Origin of the sequence: Micromonospora sp. CA-246542 (assembly GCF_050942905.1) — a bacterium.
Taxonomy (GTDB): domain Bacteria; phylum Actinomycetota; class Actinomycetes; order Mycobacteriales; family Micromonosporaceae; genus Micromonospora.
Genome location: NZ_CP192040.1, coordinates 5,998,243 through 6,013,837, shown reverse-complemented (window position 1 = coordinate 6,013,837; position 15,595 = coordinate 5,998,243). Strand labels below are relative to the sequence as shown.

The following is a 15,595-nucleotide window of genomic DNA, read 5'->3' as shown; positions in this document are numbered from 1 at the left end:
GGCAGGTACATCGCGAAAAGGGAGGGCCGTGGACATGGCCGAGGAGATCCGCGCCGAGATGGTGGCGAACGTCTGGAAGGTCGTCGCGTCGGCGGGCGACACCGTGTCCGAGGGCGACACCCTGGTGATCCTCGAGTCGATGAAGATGGAGATCCCGGTCGTCGCGGAGGCCGACGGCGTGGTCCAGCAGCTCGCCGTCCACGAGGGCGACGTCGTGCAGGACGGCGACCTGATCGCGGTGATCGGTTGACCGGCCCGCTGGTCCGGCTCGCCGGCCCGGCCGACTTCCCGGCGATCGCCCGCCTGACCGTGGCCTCGTACGAGGCGGATGGTCAGCTCAAGGGCGAGCACGGGTACGCGGCGGTGCTGGCCGACGTGTCGACCCGGGCCGCCGCCGGCGAGGTGCTGGTCGCGGTGGACGAGGCGACCGGCGCGGTGCTCGGCTCGGTGACCTTCGTGCTGCCGGGCACCCCGTTCGCCGAGCTGTCCGGGCCGGGCGAGGCGGAGTTCCGCATGCTGGCCGTCGACCCGGCCGCCCAGGGGCGGGGTGTCGGCGCGGCGCTGGCGCGCGCGTGCGTCGACCGGGCCGCCGAGCTGGGTTGCACAGCCGTCGTGATCTGCGTCCGCGCGGGGATGGCCGTGTCGGCCCACCGGCTCTACGAGCGTCTCGGCTTCGTGCGGACGCCGGAGAAGGACTGGTCGCCGGCGGCCGGGGTGGCCCTGCTCGGCCTGCGGTTGGAGCTGCCCCGCGGCTGACCGTCGGCCCGTCAGCCGCGAGCGGTGGCCGGGCTGGTCGGGGTGGCGTCCCCGTCTCGCGGAGTGCCGATCGCAGCCAGCAACTCGTCGGCGACCTCCAGCGCGAGCCGGCGGCGTTCCTCGTCGGTGATGCCCGGCGCCCGTACGGCGAACCAGCTCGTGTGCACGGCGAAGAGGGACAGCGCGGCGCGGAGTTGGGCGGCGGGGGAGTCGTCGCCGCGGCAGAGCGCGTTGGCGAGCTGCATCATCCGGCCGCGCATCTGTTGGCCGGAGGAGAGGCTCTTGAGCACGGTCTGGTTCTGCTCGAAGAAGCGCATCACCGAGGGCATGTCGCCGCCGAACATCGTGTCGGCGTAGCGGGAGATCAGCTCGCGCCGAGTCTCCAGGGTCGCCGGCTGTGACTCGCCCCAGGTGGTCAGCGCGTCCATCTGGTCGAGCCGATCCTCCACGAAGCTGGCGACGATGTCGTCCTTGCTCTTGAAGTGGTAGTAGAGCGCGGCCTTCGTGACGTTGAGGCGTTCGGCGATCTCCCGCAGCGAGGTCTTCTCGTACCCCTGCTCGGTGAAGAGCTCCAACGCGACGGCCTTGATCCGCTCCCGGGTGCCGCCTGTGCTCTCCCTCACCCACGCCCTCCAATTCGTTTGACCGCGTGCCGGTATCCAACTTACCGTGCGGCTAGTAAGGTGACTAGCCGGGCGGCAAGTAAGTACGACAAACCTCGGGGGGAGCTTACCCATGACTCAGGCAACCCAGGCCGACGTGCGACCCAATGTACGGGTCGTGCTGTTCGGGCTGATGATCGCGATGATGCTCGCGATGCTCGACAACATGATCGTCAGCACCGCGCTGCCGCGGATCGTCGGCGAGTTCGGCGGGCTCAACCACTTCACCTGGGTGGTCACCGCGTACGTCCTGGGTACCACCGTCTCCACCCCGATCTGGGGCAAGCTCGGTGACCTCTACGGCCGCAAGTCGGTCTTCCTGACCTCGGTCGTCATCTTCCTCGTCGGCTCGGCGCTCTGCGGCATGGCCGGCTCCGGGATTTTCGGCGGGCCCGGGGACGGCATGGTGCAGCTCATCGCCTTCCGGGCCGTGCAGGGCCTGGGCGCGGGCGGCCTGATGGTCGGCGTCATGGCGATCATCGGCGACCTGGTCCCGCCCCGCGAGCGCGGGCGCTACCAGGGCATGATCGCCGGCATCATGGCCATCGCCATGGTGGCCGGCCCGCTGGTCGGCGGCTTCATCACCGACAACCTCTCCTGGCGGTGGGCGTTCTACGTCAACCTGCCGCTGGGTGGCATCGCGCTGCTCGTACTCATCACCACCATGCACCTGCCGAAGTACCGGACCGAGCACCGGATCGACTGGCTCGGTGCCGGGCTGCTCTCGGTGGGCATCACCGCGATCGTCCTGATCACCACGTGGGGCGGCAACGAGTACGACTGGACCTCGCCGCAGATCTTCGGCCTCGCCGCGTTGGCGCTGGTGTCGCTAGTGGCGTTCGGCCTGGTGGAGCGTCGGGTCCCGGAGCCGATCCTGCCGTTGACGCTCTTCGCCAACCGCAACTTCGCGCTGATCTCGGTGGTCGGTTTCCTGCTCGGCTTCGCGATGTTCGGTGCCATGAACTTCCTGCCGCTGTACCAGCAGACCGTCCAGGGGGCCTCGGCCACCAACAGCGGTCTGCTGCTGCTGCCACTGATGTTCGGCATGCTCGTCGTCTCGCTCGCCGTCGGCCGGGCGATCACCAAGAACGGCAAGTACCGCGCGTACCCGATCGTCGGTGGTGTGGTGATGGCCGGCGGCATGGCGCTGCTGTCCATGCTCGACACCAACACCAGCAAGCTGACGTCCTCGCTCTACATGGTCGTGCTCGGCGTCGGCATGGGCTTCCTCATGCAGACCTCGATGCTGATCGCGCAGAACAGCGTGGAGCAGAAGGACCTGGGCGCGGCGAGTGGCGCGGCCACGTTCTTCCGGTCGATCGGCGGCTCGTTCGGCATCTCGCTGTTCGGCGCGATCTTCGCCAACCGGCTGGCCGACTCCGCCGCCGGCGCGGCCTTCGGCGGCGAGTCCAGCGGCGGTGGGATGGACCTGGAGAAGCTCAAGCAGCTCCCCGCCCAGGCGCAGGAGCTGGTCCTCAGTGGCCTCGCCGACGCGATCTCGCACGTGTTCCTCTGGGCCGTGCTGTTCACCGTGGCGATCCCGGTGCTCGCCTGGTTCATCAAGGAGATTCCGCTGCGCACCGCCAACGAGGCGCCGGCGCAGGCGACACCGGAGGAAGAGGCCGAGGTCGCCCTCGGCAAGGCCCCGGTGGCCTGACCCTCCCCCGAAGAAGCGCCCCGCCGATCCTCGGCGGGGCGCTTCTCGCGTGGGCGCGGGAAACTCAGCGTCCGTGGGTCAGGCGCTGCCAGAGACGGCGTAGCGGGTTGCGTGGGCGCGGAAGTCGGGGGGCCCGCTCGCCGAGCATCCGGGTGGCCAGGGCCGTGGTGGCCGGATCGACGGCGGGGGCGGCCAGCGCGAGGTGGGCCAGCGAGGTCGCGATCGGCACCGGCCGCGTCTGGGCCACCGTCGCCACGTCGGCCAACCGCTCCGCCACCACCCGGGCCACGTCCGACCGCGCCGCCGGGTCCACCCAGGCGGCGGTGACCAGGGCGAACAGCGCCGCCTCGGTGACCCAGTCCTCCACGCCCCAGACCAGGTCGAGCAGCACCTGTCGTCTCGTCGAGCCGTCCCAGGGCTCGTCGGTGCGCTGGTGCAGCAGCCCCAGGCAGGCCCACACCTGAACGGCGCGTACCCAGATCGACGGATCCTGCGCGGCCAGCAACCGGCCCAGCGCGTTGGCCGGCGCGGCGGGCGGACGCACCAGCAGCCCGAGCAGGTCGTCCACGTCGAGACCGGCCAGGCCGACCGCCGCGTCGTAGGCGGCCGGTGGGTGCGGCCACGCCGGCTGGGCCACCTGACCGATCCGCTCGACCGCCACCGCCGAGGGCCCGGGAAGCGCTGGCGTCGGCAGGTGACCCGTGAAGGTCCAGAGCCGCCGCGCGGACGCGCGTCGGGGCTCGCGCGGGTCCGGCTCGACCGCGCCCTCCACCTCGACGCGCAGCCCGGGCGCCACGGACGTCACCGTCCGCAGGGCGCTCGGTGGGGCTGCCGCCGTGAGGTGTACGACGCCGCCGATGCCGTTGTCGTCGTCGGCGACCGCCTGGCGCAGCGCGTCCAGCAGGGGCCCGCCGGCCGGCGTCAGTTGCCCGAGCCAGGGCCGCGCACGACAGCACTGGGCCAGGTCGCCGTGCTCGTGACTGTCGTCCGGGTGGTCACGGATGAAGTCGGCGAGCGCGACCAGGTGGGACACGTCGCCGTCGCGCAGGTGCCGCAGGCGGTGCGTCGTGTGCACCGCGCAGTCGAACGTCGGGTCCCGGGCCAGCGCCCGCTCGGTCCACTCCAGCGCGTCGTCGAGCCGGCCGATGTCGGCCAGGGTGCCGGCGATGTCGGCATAGACGGCCAGGTCGTCGGGGTCCAGGTCGACCGCCCGGTACAGGGCCGCGAGGGCGTCTCGGGTCCGGCCCGCGCTGCGGTACGCGTACCCGAGCCAGACCTCGCCCATCTTCGACGGCTGGCTCCGTACCCCTCGGTTGGCCCAGCGGATCGCCAGCGCGACCTCGCCGAGACGCCGGGCCAGCGCGGACGCCGCGCCCAGCAGCGTCCCGTTCTCCGGATGGACGGTGACGGCGTTGCGGGCCAGCGTGAGGTACGGCGTGAGGGCGGCCCGGCCGGCGCGCGGCACGGGGTCGCCGAGCGCCGCGCAGACCTGCATGAGGACGCGGGCCAGGCGGTCCGGGTCCAGCCGTTCGGCCAGTTCGGGAGCGGTCACCCAGGGCACGCCCGCCCACTCGGCGCCGGGAGCGTGGCTGGTCGCGGCGGCGAGCAGCTCCAGCCCTTCGGCGGGGCGGCCGGCGGCGGCCAGGAGGTGCGCACGGGCGACGACCGCGCCCACGAAGGTGTGGTGGTTGATCGGAAAGAGATCGAGGCCTCCTCCGTCGGCCGTGGCGAGGCGGGCAAGCGTCTCGTGCACCTCGGGCAGGGTGGGCGCTCGTGCCAACGCGCCAGCGAGGTGGCGGGCGGCGTGGTGGAGGTCACCCTCGTCAAGTGCCAGCCGGGCCAGGGCCAGCTCCTCCGTCGCGGAGAGCGCGGGGTTGTCCCTTCCCTCGGGCACGGTGTCCTCTCGTCGCAGTTTCTCGGCGGGGCCAGCGTAGTTGATATTGAGATGATCAAGTGATCAACTGCGCACTCGTGCTCGAATAATTGCTCTGGTCAGCAGAAGGGTGCAAGACTGAGCAGGAAACGCGCGGCAATCGCGCAGGAGGGGAGTGTCCGTGTCACGTGCAGGGTCCGGAATGGCCGCCGACATCGACGAGCAGCCGGCCGGTTACGCGCGCCTGCTCGACACCGCCAACGCGGCGGCGATCGCCCGGGTGGCCGCCGCCGTCGCCGAGCGTCGACCTCGGCACGTCGTCTTCACCGCCCGGGGCACCTCCGACCACGCCGCCCTCTACGGGGCGTACCTGACCGAGATCCGGCTCGGCCTGCCCGCCGGGCTCGCCTCGCCGAGCGTGGTCACCCTCTTCGGCGCACGCCCCGACCTGTCCGACGCCCTCGTCGTCGGGGTCAGCCAGAGCGGTGGCTCGCCCGACCTGGCCGAGGTGCTGCGCGCCGCGCGGGCCTCCGGCGCGCTCACCCTCGCGGTGACCAACGCCCCCGACTCCCCGCTCGTCGAGACGGCCGAGCTGAGCATCGACATCGCCGCCGGGCACGAGCGCGCGGTGGCGGCGACGAAGACGTACACCGCCGAGCTGCTCGCCCTGCTGATGCTGGTGGAGGGCATCCGGGCCGGCGACGGCGTACTCCCCACGGCCGAGCGCGAGGCGCTCGCCGCGCTGCCCGACCTGGCCGCCCGCACCCTTGCCGACGACACCCCGGCCCAGCTCGCACCGCGTTACCGCTTCGCCCGCCAACTCGTCACCACCGGCCGGGGGTACGCCTACCCGACCGCCCGCGAGGCGGCGCTGAAATTGATGGAGACCTCGTACCTGCCGGCGCTCGCCTTCTCCGGCGCCGACCTGCTGCACGGCCCGCTCGCGATGACCGATCCGGAGGTCCCGGTCCTCGCCGTGGTCGGCTCCGGCCCCGGCGGCCGGTCGATGGGCGAGGTGCTTCCCCGGCTCGGCGAGCGCCGCGCCGACGTGGTGGTGGTCGGCTCCGCCGACGTGCCGGGCACCGCGCGGCTCGCCGTCCCCGAGGTCGACGAGCGGTACGCCCCGCTGCTGGACATTCTGCCGTTGCAGCGCCTGGCGCTGGCGTTGGCGCTGACCCGCGGCGAGGACCCGGACGCGCCGCGCGGCCTGAAGAAGGTCACCGCGACGATGTGAGGCGCGGCGCGGCGTGGCACCCTGGTCACCGTGTCCACGCTGCGCGACCTCGCCGAGGAGCACACCCACCTCCGTCCGGCCGACATCGACCACCTGCACCGGATCGCCGGTGACTGGCAGTTGCTCTCCGACCTGTCCTTCGCCGACCTGCTGCTCTGGGTGCCCGTCGACGCCGAGGGCACGTTCCTCTGCGTCGCCCAGGTGCGCCCCACCACCGCGCCGACCGCGTACCAGGACGACCAGGTGGGCCGGATCATCGGCGGCTCGGAGGTGGCCCACCTGGCGGTCGCCTACTCCCAGGGGCGGATCTGGCGCGAGGGCGACCCGGTCTGGTACGGCGACGTGCCCGCCCGGCACGAGGCGATCCCGGTCCGGCTGCGCACCGCCGACGGTGAGGCCGGCGAGGTGATCGGCGTGGTCGGCCGGGACACCAACCTCTCCACCGCGCGAACGCCCAGCCAGCTCGAACTCAACTACCTGACCACGGCCGACGACCTCGCCCAGATGATCGCGGACGGCACCTTCCCGCCGCCCCGGCACCCGGGCGAGACAACGTCCGCGCCCCGCGTCGGTGACGGCCTGGTACGCCTCGACGCCGGGGGCAAGGTCACCTACGCGAGCCCGAACGCCCAGTCGGCGTACCGGCGGTTGGGTTACGCCTCGCACCTGGTGGGTGAGGACCTGGCGGCGTTGCACCGCCGACTGGCCGGCGACCCGCTCGACGGCACCGAGGCGGCGACCGGGATCCTGGCCGCGCTGCGTGGCGAGGCCCCGCCCCGCCGGGAGATCGACGCGCGCGGGGCCACGATGCTCACCCGGGCGCTGCCGTTGATGCCCGCCGGCGTACCGATCGGCGCGCTGGTGCTGGTGCGGGACATCACCGAGGTCCGCCGCCGGGATCGGGCGCTGATCACCAAGGACGCCACCATCCGGGAGATCCACCACCGGGTCAAGAACAACCTTCAGACGGTGGCCGCGTTGCTGCGCTTGCAGGCCCGCCGGGTGGCCATGCCGGAGGCCCGGGTGGCCCTGGAGGAGTCCGTCCGCCGGGTCGCCTCGATCGCCCTCGTGCACGAGACGCTGTCGATGTCCAGTGACGAGGCGGTCGAGTTCGACGGCATCGTCGACCGGGTCGCCAGCGCGGCGACCGAGGTCGCGGCGACCGAGGTGAGCGTCGGGATGCGCCGCCAGGGCAGCTTCGGAGTACTGCCGGCCGAGATCGCCACGTCGCTGGTGATGGTGCTCAACGAACTGCTGCTCAATGCCGTCGAGCACGGCTTCCCGCCGGCGGACGAGGCGGAGGAGGCGGAGGAGCCAGTCGCGAGCGCGGCCGCCTCGGGCCTGGTGCCGGTGGCCGCACCCGAGGTCGATCCGTCGCTGCGACCCGAGGTGGTCGTCTCGGCGCACCGGTTCCGCAAGATGCTGCACGTCTCGGTGACCGACAACGGACGCGGGCTGCCGCCCGAGTTCGACGCCGAACGCGGCAGCCGACTCGGCCTCCAGATCGTCCGGGCACTGGTCACGGGGGAGTTGCGCGGCACCATCGAGTTGCGCGCGGGCGTCAACGGAGGCACCGAGGCGTTGCTGGTCGTCCCACTCGGCCGTAGCGCCTCGGACGGCCGCTCCCAGGGTTGAGCCGTCCGCTGCCCGCGGGCCCTTCCGGGGAGCGGATATGTGAATGAGCGTGATGCCGGTGAGTCATCTTGATGACTCACCGGCATCACGCTCATCGCAGTGGGCCGGCCACGCCTCTTGGGCGATGAGGTCGTCAGCCGACGCCCGTGGTTCCGCTCGCCTGCTGGACGGTCGGGCCCGCGGTCGACCTCGCGTGGTCGGCCTCGCTGGGAGCGATCAGGCCGACGGTCGACTTGCGGCTCCGCGCGGTGGCCGGTCGGTCAGCGGCGGGTCAGCAGGGCGACGGTCAGGCCGGGGCGTTGCCAGACCTGGGCGACGGTGAACTGCGCGCGCAGCGCGTCGCCCTTGGCGTCCGGCACGGAGGCCAGCGGCTCGGCGTGCCGGCCGGCCACCACGAGCCAGACCCGTGCCGTGCCGGCCAGGCACTGCGCCGGTCGCGGGCACTCGGCGGCCCACAGATCGCCCCGGGCGACCTCGTCCTCGGTGACGAGCACGTCCCGTGGCGGGTCGTCGAGGTGGTACTCGATGCCCAGATCGAGGAAGAGCCAACTGTGCCGGGGGGAGTAGACCACGGCGTCCCCGGGGCGCTGACCGTCGGCGATCACCCGGGTCACGCCCGCGTAGTCCACCGGCGCGCTGCGCGGCCACTCGTGGGTCCGCCGCAACGCGGCCTGGTCGGGGAGGCCGAGAAGCCCGGCCAGGACCACCACGGCGAGCGCGGCCGGCGCGGGCACCGACCCCAGCGCCGCGCCGGCCAGCAGACAGGCGAACGGCACCACGAACACCAGGTACCGGGGAACCCACAGGGGTACGACCGCGCCGGCCCCGAAGAGCAGCAGGACCGGCAGCAGCACCGCGCTCAGCGGTAGCAGGGCGCGCCGTCGGAGTCGGGCCGCGCCGAGCGCCGCCACCCCGACCAGCAGGCCGCCCACCACGCTGCTCTGGGCCACGCCGCCCGGCAGCGCGCTCAGGTCGTCCAGCCGAGCCGGGTCGACCCAGTTCAACTGCTCGGAGCGTTGCCCACGGGCATGCAGCAGCAGCGGGGTCACCACCAGCACCGCCGGCACCAGCGCGACCGCCCAGCGCCACACCCGCCGATCCCGACCGCCGGGCTCGGCGATGCCCCCCACGGCGGGACCTCTCCACCAGCAGATCAGCACGACCAGCGCGTGCGCGGCCAACAGGGTGAGCGCGATCAGGTGGGTGAGCCCGAGCGCGACCACGGCGACGCCGTACCCGGTCCAGCGGGCCCAACCCGGCCGGCGCAGCGCGGCCACCAGCAACAGCGTGGCGAGTACCGCGAGGGCAGTGGCCAGGGCGTACGGGCGGGCCTCCTGCCCGTACCGGGAGGTGCTGGGCAGCACCGCGAACAGCAGCCCGGCGAGGAGACCCGCGCGCCGGTCGACGAGGTGCGCCCCGAGCACGGCCAGCAGCCCCGCGGCGACGGTCATGGCGAGCGCGGCAGGCACCCGCAGGGCGACCGTGGAGTCGCCGACGGCCAGGACCCAGACGTGCATGAACAGGTAGTACGGTCCGGTGGCGGCGTCGATGGTCCCGGCCAGTCGAGCGAGTTCGCCCGTCGACCGGGTGGCGGCGCTCCAGGTCGCCAGCTCGTCGCGCCAGAGCTGGGCCGAGCCGATCCCGGTCAGCGTGATCGCCAGGGTCAGCAGCGCCGGAAGCAGCCAGACGGGCACGCCCCGCGCGACCCCGATCGCCTTCCCGGACCATCCGCCCACAGCCCCGAGCCTGCCACGCTGCCAAGGCCTCCGGGCCCACCCGGCGAAGTGCCGCGCTGACCTGGCCACGCCAACCCGCGTCGATCTTGCAGTTTCGGTCGCCAATATGGGCGCGGTGCCCCTTGTGTCGCAACAGAAAGTGCAAGATCGCGGGGAGGGGGGCGGGTTGGCCCGTGATGTGGGATGCCGCACGTGGACATTGGCCGGGCCCTACGCGGTGTGGCAGCATGGGCGCATGACCGCCGCTGTCGTCCGCCGCTTCGTGGCTCGTCGCCACGTCGACTACGGCCGCGTGCGCAGCGCCATCTGTCCGGCTCACTGACGACGCCCGACCAATCTGTCTCGGGCGCGCTCCGCGCCGGCTGTCTGAAGACACCGTTGTCCCGCCCGCTTCGTCGGGCCGGCCGTCGCGCCCCGCGCGTGCCCCGAGGCACAGCAGACAACGGAGGACGCCGCGATGGCGGTCAGCAGCATCCCGGCCCGGCCCGAGGACCCGACGGCCCGGCCCGCCCGGCCGCCGCGCCGGCCCCGGGGCGAGGGCCAGTGGGCGCTCGGGCACCGTGAGCCGCTCAACCCCAACGAGCGGATCAAGAAGGACGACGACCCGCTCAACGTTCGGGCCCGGATCGAGAACATCTACGCGCACCGTGGCTTCGCCTCCATCGACCCGCAGGACCTGCGCGGCCGGTTCCGCTGGTGGGGCCTCTACACCCAGCGCAAGGCGGGCATCGACGGCGGGCGCACCGCCGTGCTGGAGCCGCACGAGCTGGAGGACGAGTTCTTCATGCTCCGTGTCCGCATCGACGGCGGCCAGCTCAGCCTGGCCCAATTGCGGGTCATCGCGGACATCTCCCGGGAGTTCGCCCGGGACACCGCCGACATCACCGACCGGCAGAACATCCAGTACCACTGGATCCGCGTCGAGGACATGCCGGAGATCTGGCGTCGGCTCGAGTCGGTCGGCCTGCAGACCACCGAGGCGTGCGGCGACTGCCCGCGCATCGTGCTCGGCAGCCCGGTCGCCGGGGTGGCCCGCGACGAGCTGCTCGACCCGACCCCGGCGATCGACGAGATCGTCGCCCGGTACGTGGGTGACAAGCAGTTCTCCAACCTGCCCCGCAAGTTCAAGACGTCGATCTCCTGGCTGGTCGACACCCCGTACGAGTCGAACGACATCGCGTTCCTCGGTGTCGACCACCCCGAGCACGGGCCTGGCTTCGACGTCTGGGTGGGCGGGGGTCTCTCCACCAACCCGATGCTCGCCAAGCGGCTCGGCGTCTGGGTGCCGCTGGCCGAGGTACCGGACGTGTGGGCCGGGGTGGTCGGCATCTTCCGTGACTACGGCTACCGCCGGCTGCGTAACCGGGCCCGGCTGAAGTTCCTGGTCGCGGACTGGGGCGTCGAGCGCTTCCGCGAGGTCCTGGAGAAGGACTACCTCGGTCGTACGCTGCTCGACGGTCCCGCGCCGACCCTGCCGTCGAAGCCGGTCGACCACGTGGGCGTGCACGAGCAGGCCGACGGGCGGCACTACGTGGGTGCCGCCCCGGTGGTGGGGCGGGTCTCCGGCGCGCAGCTCAGCCAACTGGCCGACGTGGTCGAGGCGCACGGCAGCGACCGGGTGCGGCTCACCCCGTACCAGAAGCTGCTGGTGCTCGACGTGCCGTCGGAGCGGACGGAGTCGCTCGTCGACGCGCTGCGCGGCATCGGCCTGGAGGCCCGGCCGTCGGCCTGGCGGCGCGGCACCATGGCGTGCACCGGCATCGAGTACTGCAAGCTGGCCATCGTCGAGACCAAGGCCCGGGGCGAGGAGCTGGTGGCCCGGCTGGAGCAGCGGCTGCGCGACTTCGACGCGGACATCTCGATCCACATCAACGGCTGCCCGAACGCCTGCGCCCGCACCCAGGTGGCCGACATCGGTCTCAAGGGCCAGCTGGTGGTCGGCCCGGACGGTCGGCAGGTCGAGGGCTTCCAGGTGCACCTGGGCGGCGGCCTCGGCATGGCGCAGGGCCAGACCGCCGGTTTCGGCCGCAAGCTGCGGGGTCTGAAGACCACCGCTGACGAGCTTCCGGAGTACGTGGAACGGCTGGCCCGCCGCTACCTGGCCGGGCGGGGCGAGGGCGAGACGTTCGCCAACTGGGTGATCAGAGTCGACGAGGAGGAACTGCGGTGAGCAGCGAGAACCGAGCGGCACCCCTGTACTGCCCGTACTGCGGCGAGGAGGACCTGCGGCCGCACGAGGCGGGGCACGGCGCCTGGGAGTGCCACGCCTGCGCCCGGGTCTTCTCGGTGAAGTTCACCGGGCTGCTCTCCCGGACGGTGACCCGATGAGCCTCGTCTCCGCCGCAAGCCTGCGCCTGGTCGGCCCGGGTGGTCCGAAGCCCGCTGACGCGTCCCTGCGTAGCCCGGACGAGCTGCGCGCGCTGGCCGAGGACGCCGGCCGGGATCTGGAGGGCGCTCCCGCGCTGGAGATCGCGCGCTGGGCGGCGCAGACCTTCGGCGACCGGTTCTGCGTCACCAGTTCGATGGCCGACGCCGTCCTGGCCCACCTGGTGTCCCGGGTCGCCCCGGGCGTGGACGTGGTCTTCCTCGACACCGGTCTGCACTTCCCCGAGACGCTCCGCGTACGCGACGAGGTCGCCCGTACGCTGCCGGTGAACGTCCGGTCGATCCGACCGCGGCTCACCGTGGGGCAGCAGGACGGCCAGTACGGTCCGCGACTGTTCAACAAGTCGCCGGACGACTGCTGCCAGTTGCGCAAGGTGGAGCCGTTGGAGCGGGCCCTGTCCGGGTACGACGCCTGGGCCGCCGGTCTGCGTCGGGACGAGTCGCCCACCCGGGCCAACACGCCGGTGGTGACGTTCGACGCGCGGCGCGGCAAGGTCAAGGTCAACCCGATCGCGGCCTGGTCGCAGGGGGACGTGGACGCCTACATCGCCCGCTGGAACGTGCCGGTCAACGAGCTGTTCAAGCAGGGGTACGGCTCGATCGGCTGCTGGCCGTGCACCCGCCGGACGAAGGCCGGCGAGGATCCGCGCGCCGGCCGCTGGGCCATGTTCGAGAAGACCGAGTGCGGGCTGCACGTCTGACCTCGTCGTCGACGACCCCGACCGGCCCCGGTGTGGCCGGCGGGGCGGCCCCGGTGGTGCTGGTGGCGCACGGCAGCCGGGATCCACGAGCCGCCGAGGCCACCCGGGCGCTGGCCCGGGCGGTGTCGGCCGCCCGGCCCGGCCTGTCGGTGTGGGCGAGTTGGCTGGACCACACCGAGCCGGGGCCGACCGAGGTGCTGCGCACGCTGGCCCAGGCGGGGCACCGGCGCGCGGTGGTGGTGCCGCTGCTACTGACCGCCGCGTACCACCGTCGGGTGGACATTCCGGCGGCGGTGACCGCCGCGACGACGGCCGGAGCAGCGCTGACGGTACGGGTGACCGACGTGCTCGGCCCGGCGGACGGGACGGTGGCGCCAACCCTGCTGGCGGGGCTGCGCCGTCGGCTCGCGGAGGTCGCTCCGGGCCGCTTCGACGCCCTGGTGCTGGCCGCCGCGGGCACCCGGGACGCGCGTGCGCGCGGTTCCGTGGGGCGGGTGGCCGACGCGCTCGGCGTCGAGTTCGGGGTGCCCTGCCGGGTGTCGTACGCCTCGGCGGCTCCACCGGCGACGGGTGTGGCGGTGACGCGGCTGAGGTCGGCGGGCGCGCGTCGGGTCGCGGTGTCCGCGTACTTCCTCGCGCCGGGCCTGTTCCACGACGCGGTGACCGCCTCGGCGCGGGCGGCCGGCGCGGTGGCGGTGGCGGCCCCGTTGACGGATGCGCCCGAGCTGGCAGAGCTGGTGCTCAACCGGGTCGACGAGCCGGCCTGACCGCTCGTCCGCCCCGGTCGTTGCTGGACAGCAGTACGCCCCGGCAGGCGGACCCGCCGGGGCGTACTGGTGTGTCGTTGGGGGATCAGGCGGAGTGAGCGCGCAGCACCCGGAGGCCGCCGCGCCGCTTGACAGCGCGCCGCTCCTCCTCGCTCATCCCGCCCCAGACGCCGGCGTCCTGACCCGACTCGAGCGCCCACTGGAGGCACTGGTCGGTGACGGAGCAGCGCCGGCAGACGGCCTTGGCCTGCTCGACCTGAAGGAGAGCCGGTCCGGACGTCCCAATCGGGAAGAACAGCTCCGGGTCCTCGTCGCGGCAGACAGCATGGTGACGCCAGTCCATGGCGGCAACACTCCTCATTCTGGATGGGTGGCAATTTATTGCGGGTAGTGCTTTTCCTATATGCATCCGCAGTACCTATGGTGACCGTTCGCGTCTGACCATTCGGCAGTGCGTGAGCAGGCAGTCAGCCCCGGGGACCTGCTGGAACAGCTCAACCTGACGAGCATATCCAGGCAATGTCCCGGTAACTCAAGTTCGCTTGTGAATACTTTCACGAACGCTCGCGATGTCAAGGGTGACGCTCGGAAAAACTCCGCGCGGTGAGCAAGCCCACAACCCATTTGTCCGGGTTCCAGTGCCTTCCTGGTTACCCGCCGTGCCACAGTCGAGGATCAATATAGTACAGTCCGCGTGACATTGCTGACATTTCCGGCACCTGCCCCTCGGTGTGGCGGCGCCAGCCGAAGCGGTTGCGGCGCCGCGTCGACCAAGGGCAGTACCCGAGACCTAGCAGATTACTCTCAGTGCGGCCGGAATGGAGGTGAATCTGACCTTCTCCCGCTCGCCAAGATAGTCGCCGTCGAGCTGGAACGCCTGCGGGCGGCTTGAGACCAGGGTGAACTCCGCAGTGTCATGGAGGCGTAACACCTGACGTCCGTTCGGATCCGGCCGCCGACCTATGAATTGAGTGACTGTCCGTGTTGTGCTAGCCACCCGGAGCTGACGCAGCGCCAGCACGTCGAGGCCCAGGTCGAACGACGCCTCCGGATTCGGGTTGACCTCCCGATCACCCAGGTACGTCCACGGGGCGGTGTTCTGGATGATGACGGTGGCCAGCTCGCCCTCCGGCTCCTCACCCGGTCGCTCCAGACTGATCGCCGGATGCCGCCGGTCCGAGGCGAAGAAGTACTGGCTCATGATCGAGCGGAAGTAGAGCCCGGGCGTCGAGACCCGCCCCTTGCGCCGGGCCTGCTCCACCCGGTGGATCACGGCGGCGTCCAGCCCGAACCCGGCGCAGAAGGTGAAGTAGCGGTCGTCCGCGCGGCCCAGCCCGACCGTGCGCTGACGGCCCAGCCGCAGCCCTTCCAGGATCATGCTGGTGGCGTCCGGCCACTCCCGGGGCAGACCCAACGCGCGGGCGAACACGTTCGTCGAACCGCCCGGAACGGTGGCCAACGCGGGCAGCCGCTGCGCCATCGACGCGTCACCGACGCCGGCCGGTGGCTCGGCCGTCATCAGGCCGTTCACCACCTCGTTCACGGTGCCGTCACCACCCAGGGTGACGACGAGATCGACGCCCTCGGCGGCGGCCTCCCGGGCCAACGCCATGGCGTGCCCCCGGCGGCGGGTGTAGCGCACACTGAGGTCGACTTCGCTGCGCAGCGCACGGACAAGCACGTCTCGGCTGCGTTCGCTGGTGGTGGTGGCCTTCGGATTGACCACCAGGACGGCCCGCATGGGCGGCACTGTACCTCTCGGTAGCACGGGTATCGTGGCGCGCGTGACCATCGACTCGGCCCGGATTCCCAGCACGCTTCGCTGGGGTGTGCGGCTGCTGTGGGCGGAGGCGGTCGCCGTCGGGCTGATCGCGGTCTGGTTGGTCTGGGCCGACCTGACCGCCGACACCACCGATCTCGCGTCGGCGTTGCTGGTGACCGCGTTCGCCATCGGGGCGGCCGTCGCGCTGTGGGCTCTGGGCCGCGCGCTGCTGCGCCGCCGGGCCGGCGCACGGGCCCCCGCGATCGTCCTTCAGCTGATGCTGCTGCCGATCGGCTGGTTCATGATCCAGGGCGGGATGGGCTGGCTGGGCATTCCACTGATGGCGCTCGGCCTGGGCGTCGGCTGGCTGCTCGTCAGCCCGCCCACGACGAAGGCCCTCGGCTTCGAGTGACGTCGACCGGCGGGC

Annotated in this window: 15 protein-coding genes; 10 read left to right on the top strand and 5 right to left on the bottom strand. The window is 72.3% G+C overall.

Translation table 11 applies throughout. The annotated features are described in order from the left end of the window. The first annotated feature begins 28 nt into the window (after positions 1-28). Positions 29-250 (top strand): biotin/lipoyl-binding carrier protein, encoded by a 222-nt coding sequence (locus ACQP0N_RS27860; RefSeq protein WP_007464729.1) that lies wholly within the window; start codon positions 29-31, stop codon positions 248-250. After that, positions 247-756 carry a GNAT family N-acetyltransferase gene (locus ACQP0N_RS27855; protein ID WP_433115275.1) on the top strand — a complete coding sequence of 170 codons (510 nt, stop codon included), beginning with the start codon at positions 247-249 and terminating at the stop codon, positions 754-756. Before ACQP0N_RS27860 ends, ACQP0N_RS27855 begins: the two co-directional genes overlap by 4 nt. Positions 757-767: 11 nt before the next feature. Here the strand turns inward: ACQP0N_RS27855 and ACQP0N_RS27850 are convergent, their stop codons facing one another. Next, positions 768-1,379 carry a TetR/AcrR family transcriptional regulator gene (locus ACQP0N_RS27850; RefSeq protein ID WP_433115273.1) on the bottom strand — a complete coding sequence of 204 codons (612 nt, stop codon included), beginning with the start codon at positions 1,377-1,379 and terminating at the stop codon, positions 768-770. A 112-nt stretch (positions 1,380-1,491) separates the two neighbouring features. Here ACQP0N_RS27850 and ACQP0N_RS27845 point away from each other — a divergent pair, with 112 nt between their 5' ends. Next, a complete protein-coding gene (locus ACQP0N_RS27845) occupies positions 1,492-3,075 on the top strand; it encodes an MDR family MFS transporter (protein ID WP_433115272.1) in 1,584 nt (527 codons plus the stop codon). Between the two features lie 64 nt (positions 3,076-3,139). On the opposite strand, the gene ACQP0N_RS27840 is transcribed toward ACQP0N_RS27845, so the two are convergent. After that, complete coding sequence (locus tag ACQP0N_RS27840) at positions 3,140-4,969, bottom strand: tetratricopeptide repeat protein (protein ID WP_433115271.1); 1,830 nt, start codon at positions 4,967-4,969, stop codon at positions 3,140-3,142. 181 nt (positions 4,970-5,150) lie between these two features. Here ACQP0N_RS27840 and ACQP0N_RS27835 point away from each other — a divergent pair, with 181 nt between their 5' ends. Both ACQP0N_RS27835 and ACQP0N_RS27830 read left to right on the top strand, forming a co-directional pair. Beyond that, the gene (locus tag ACQP0N_RS27835; RefSeq protein ID WP_355050775.1) at positions 5,151-6,182 is read left to right on the top strand and encodes an SIS domain-containing protein; all 1,032 of its coding nucleotides are present in this window, start codon (positions 5,151-5,153) and stop codon (positions 6,180-6,182) included. A 30-nt stretch (positions 6,183-6,212) separates the two neighbouring features. Then, a complete protein-coding gene (locus tag ACQP0N_RS27830; protein ID WP_433115269.1) occupies positions 6,213-7,817 on the top strand; it encodes a histidine kinase N-terminal domain-containing protein in 1,605 nt (534 codons plus the stop codon). A gap of 260 nt (positions 7,818-8,077) precedes the next feature. Here ACQP0N_RS27830 and ACQP0N_RS27825 read toward each other — a convergent pair whose 3' ends face one another. Next, entirely contained in the window at positions 8,078-9,553 is a 1,476-nt protein-coding gene (locus tag ACQP0N_RS27825; protein ID WP_433115267.1) for a glycosyltransferase family 39 protein, read from the bottom strand. Between the two features lie 457 nt (positions 9,554-10,010). Here ACQP0N_RS27825 and ACQP0N_RS27820 point away from each other — a divergent pair, with 457 nt between their 5' ends. Genes ACQP0N_RS27820 through ACQP0N_RS27805 form a run of 4 tightly spaced genes read left to right on the top strand, consistent with a single transcriptional unit; the run spans position 10,011 to position 13,406 of the window. Beyond that, positions 10,011-11,723, top strand: a complete 1,713-nt coding sequence (locus ACQP0N_RS27820) for a nitrite/sulfite reductase (protein ID WP_433115265.1) — start codon at positions 10,011-10,013, stop codon at positions 11,721-11,723. Further along, the gene (locus ACQP0N_RS27815; RefSeq protein WP_355050529.1) at positions 11,720-11,881 is read left to right on the top strand and encodes a hypothetical protein; all 162 of its coding nucleotides are present in this window, start codon (positions 11,720-11,722) and stop codon (positions 11,879-11,881) included. The genes ACQP0N_RS27820 and ACQP0N_RS27815 overlap by 4 nt, the downstream gene beginning before the upstream one ends. After that, positions 11,878-12,639 carry a phosphoadenylyl-sulfate reductase gene (locus tag ACQP0N_RS27810; protein WP_433115263.1) on the top strand — a complete coding sequence of 254 codons (762 nt, stop codon included), beginning with the start codon at positions 11,878-11,880 and terminating at the stop codon, positions 12,637-12,639. The genes ACQP0N_RS27815 and ACQP0N_RS27810 overlap by 4 nt, the downstream gene beginning before the upstream one ends. Next, the gene (locus ACQP0N_RS27805) at positions 12,621-13,406 is read left to right on the top strand and encodes a sirohydrochlorin chelatase (RefSeq protein WP_433115261.1); all 786 of its coding nucleotides are present in this window, start codon (positions 12,621-12,623) and stop codon (positions 13,404-13,406) included. The genes ACQP0N_RS27810 and ACQP0N_RS27805 overlap by 19 nt, the downstream gene beginning before the upstream one ends. An 85-nt stretch (positions 13,407-13,491) precedes the next feature. On the opposite strand, the gene ACQP0N_RS27800 is transcribed toward ACQP0N_RS27805, so the two are convergent. After that, a complete protein-coding gene (locus ACQP0N_RS27800; RefSeq protein ID WP_007072794.1) occupies positions 13,492-13,749 on the bottom strand; it encodes a WhiB family transcriptional regulator in 258 nt (85 codons plus the stop codon). A 447-nt stretch (positions 13,750-14,196) separates the two neighbouring features. Continuing rightward, positions 14,197-15,147, bottom strand: a complete 951-nt coding sequence (locus ACQP0N_RS27795) for a diacylglycerol/lipid kinase family protein (RefSeq protein WP_355050527.1) — start codon at positions 15,145-15,147, stop codon at positions 14,197-14,199. Positions 15,148-15,190: 43 nt separating this feature from the next. On the opposite strand from ACQP0N_RS27795, the gene ACQP0N_RS27790 reads away from it, so the two are divergent. Further along, positions 15,191-15,580: a hypothetical protein gene (locus ACQP0N_RS27790; RefSeq protein ID WP_433115259.1), complete on the top strand. Its 390-nt coding sequence runs from the start codon at positions 15,191-15,193 to the stop codon at positions 15,578-15,580. The last annotated feature ends 15 nt before the right edge of the window (positions 15,581-15,595 follow it).

Coding starts and splice junctions, on each gene's coding strand:
- ACQP0N_RS27845 (WP_433115272.1), top strand. CDS start 1,492: ATGACTCAGGCAACCCAGGCCGACGTGCGACCCAATGTACGGGTCGTG.
- ACQP0N_RS27835 (WP_355050775.1), top strand. CDS start 5,151: ATGGCCGCCGACATCGACGAGCAGCCGGCCGGTTACGCGCGCCTGCTC.
- ACQP0N_RS27795 (WP_355050527.1), bottom strand. CDS start 15,147: ATGCGGGCCGTCCTGGTGGTCAATCCGAAGGCCACCACCACCAGCGAA.
- ACQP0N_RS27820 (WP_433115265.1), top strand. CDS start 10,011: ATGGCGGTCAGCAGCATCCCGGCCCGGCCCGAGGACCCGACGGCCCGG.
- ACQP0N_RS27800 (WP_007072794.1), bottom strand. CDS start 13,749: ATGGACTGGCGTCACCATGCTGTCTGCCGCGACGAGGACCCGGAGCTG.
- ACQP0N_RS27810 (WP_433115263.1), top strand. CDS start 11,878: ATGAGCCTCGTCTCCGCCGCAAGCCTGCGCCTGGTCGGCCCGGGTGGT.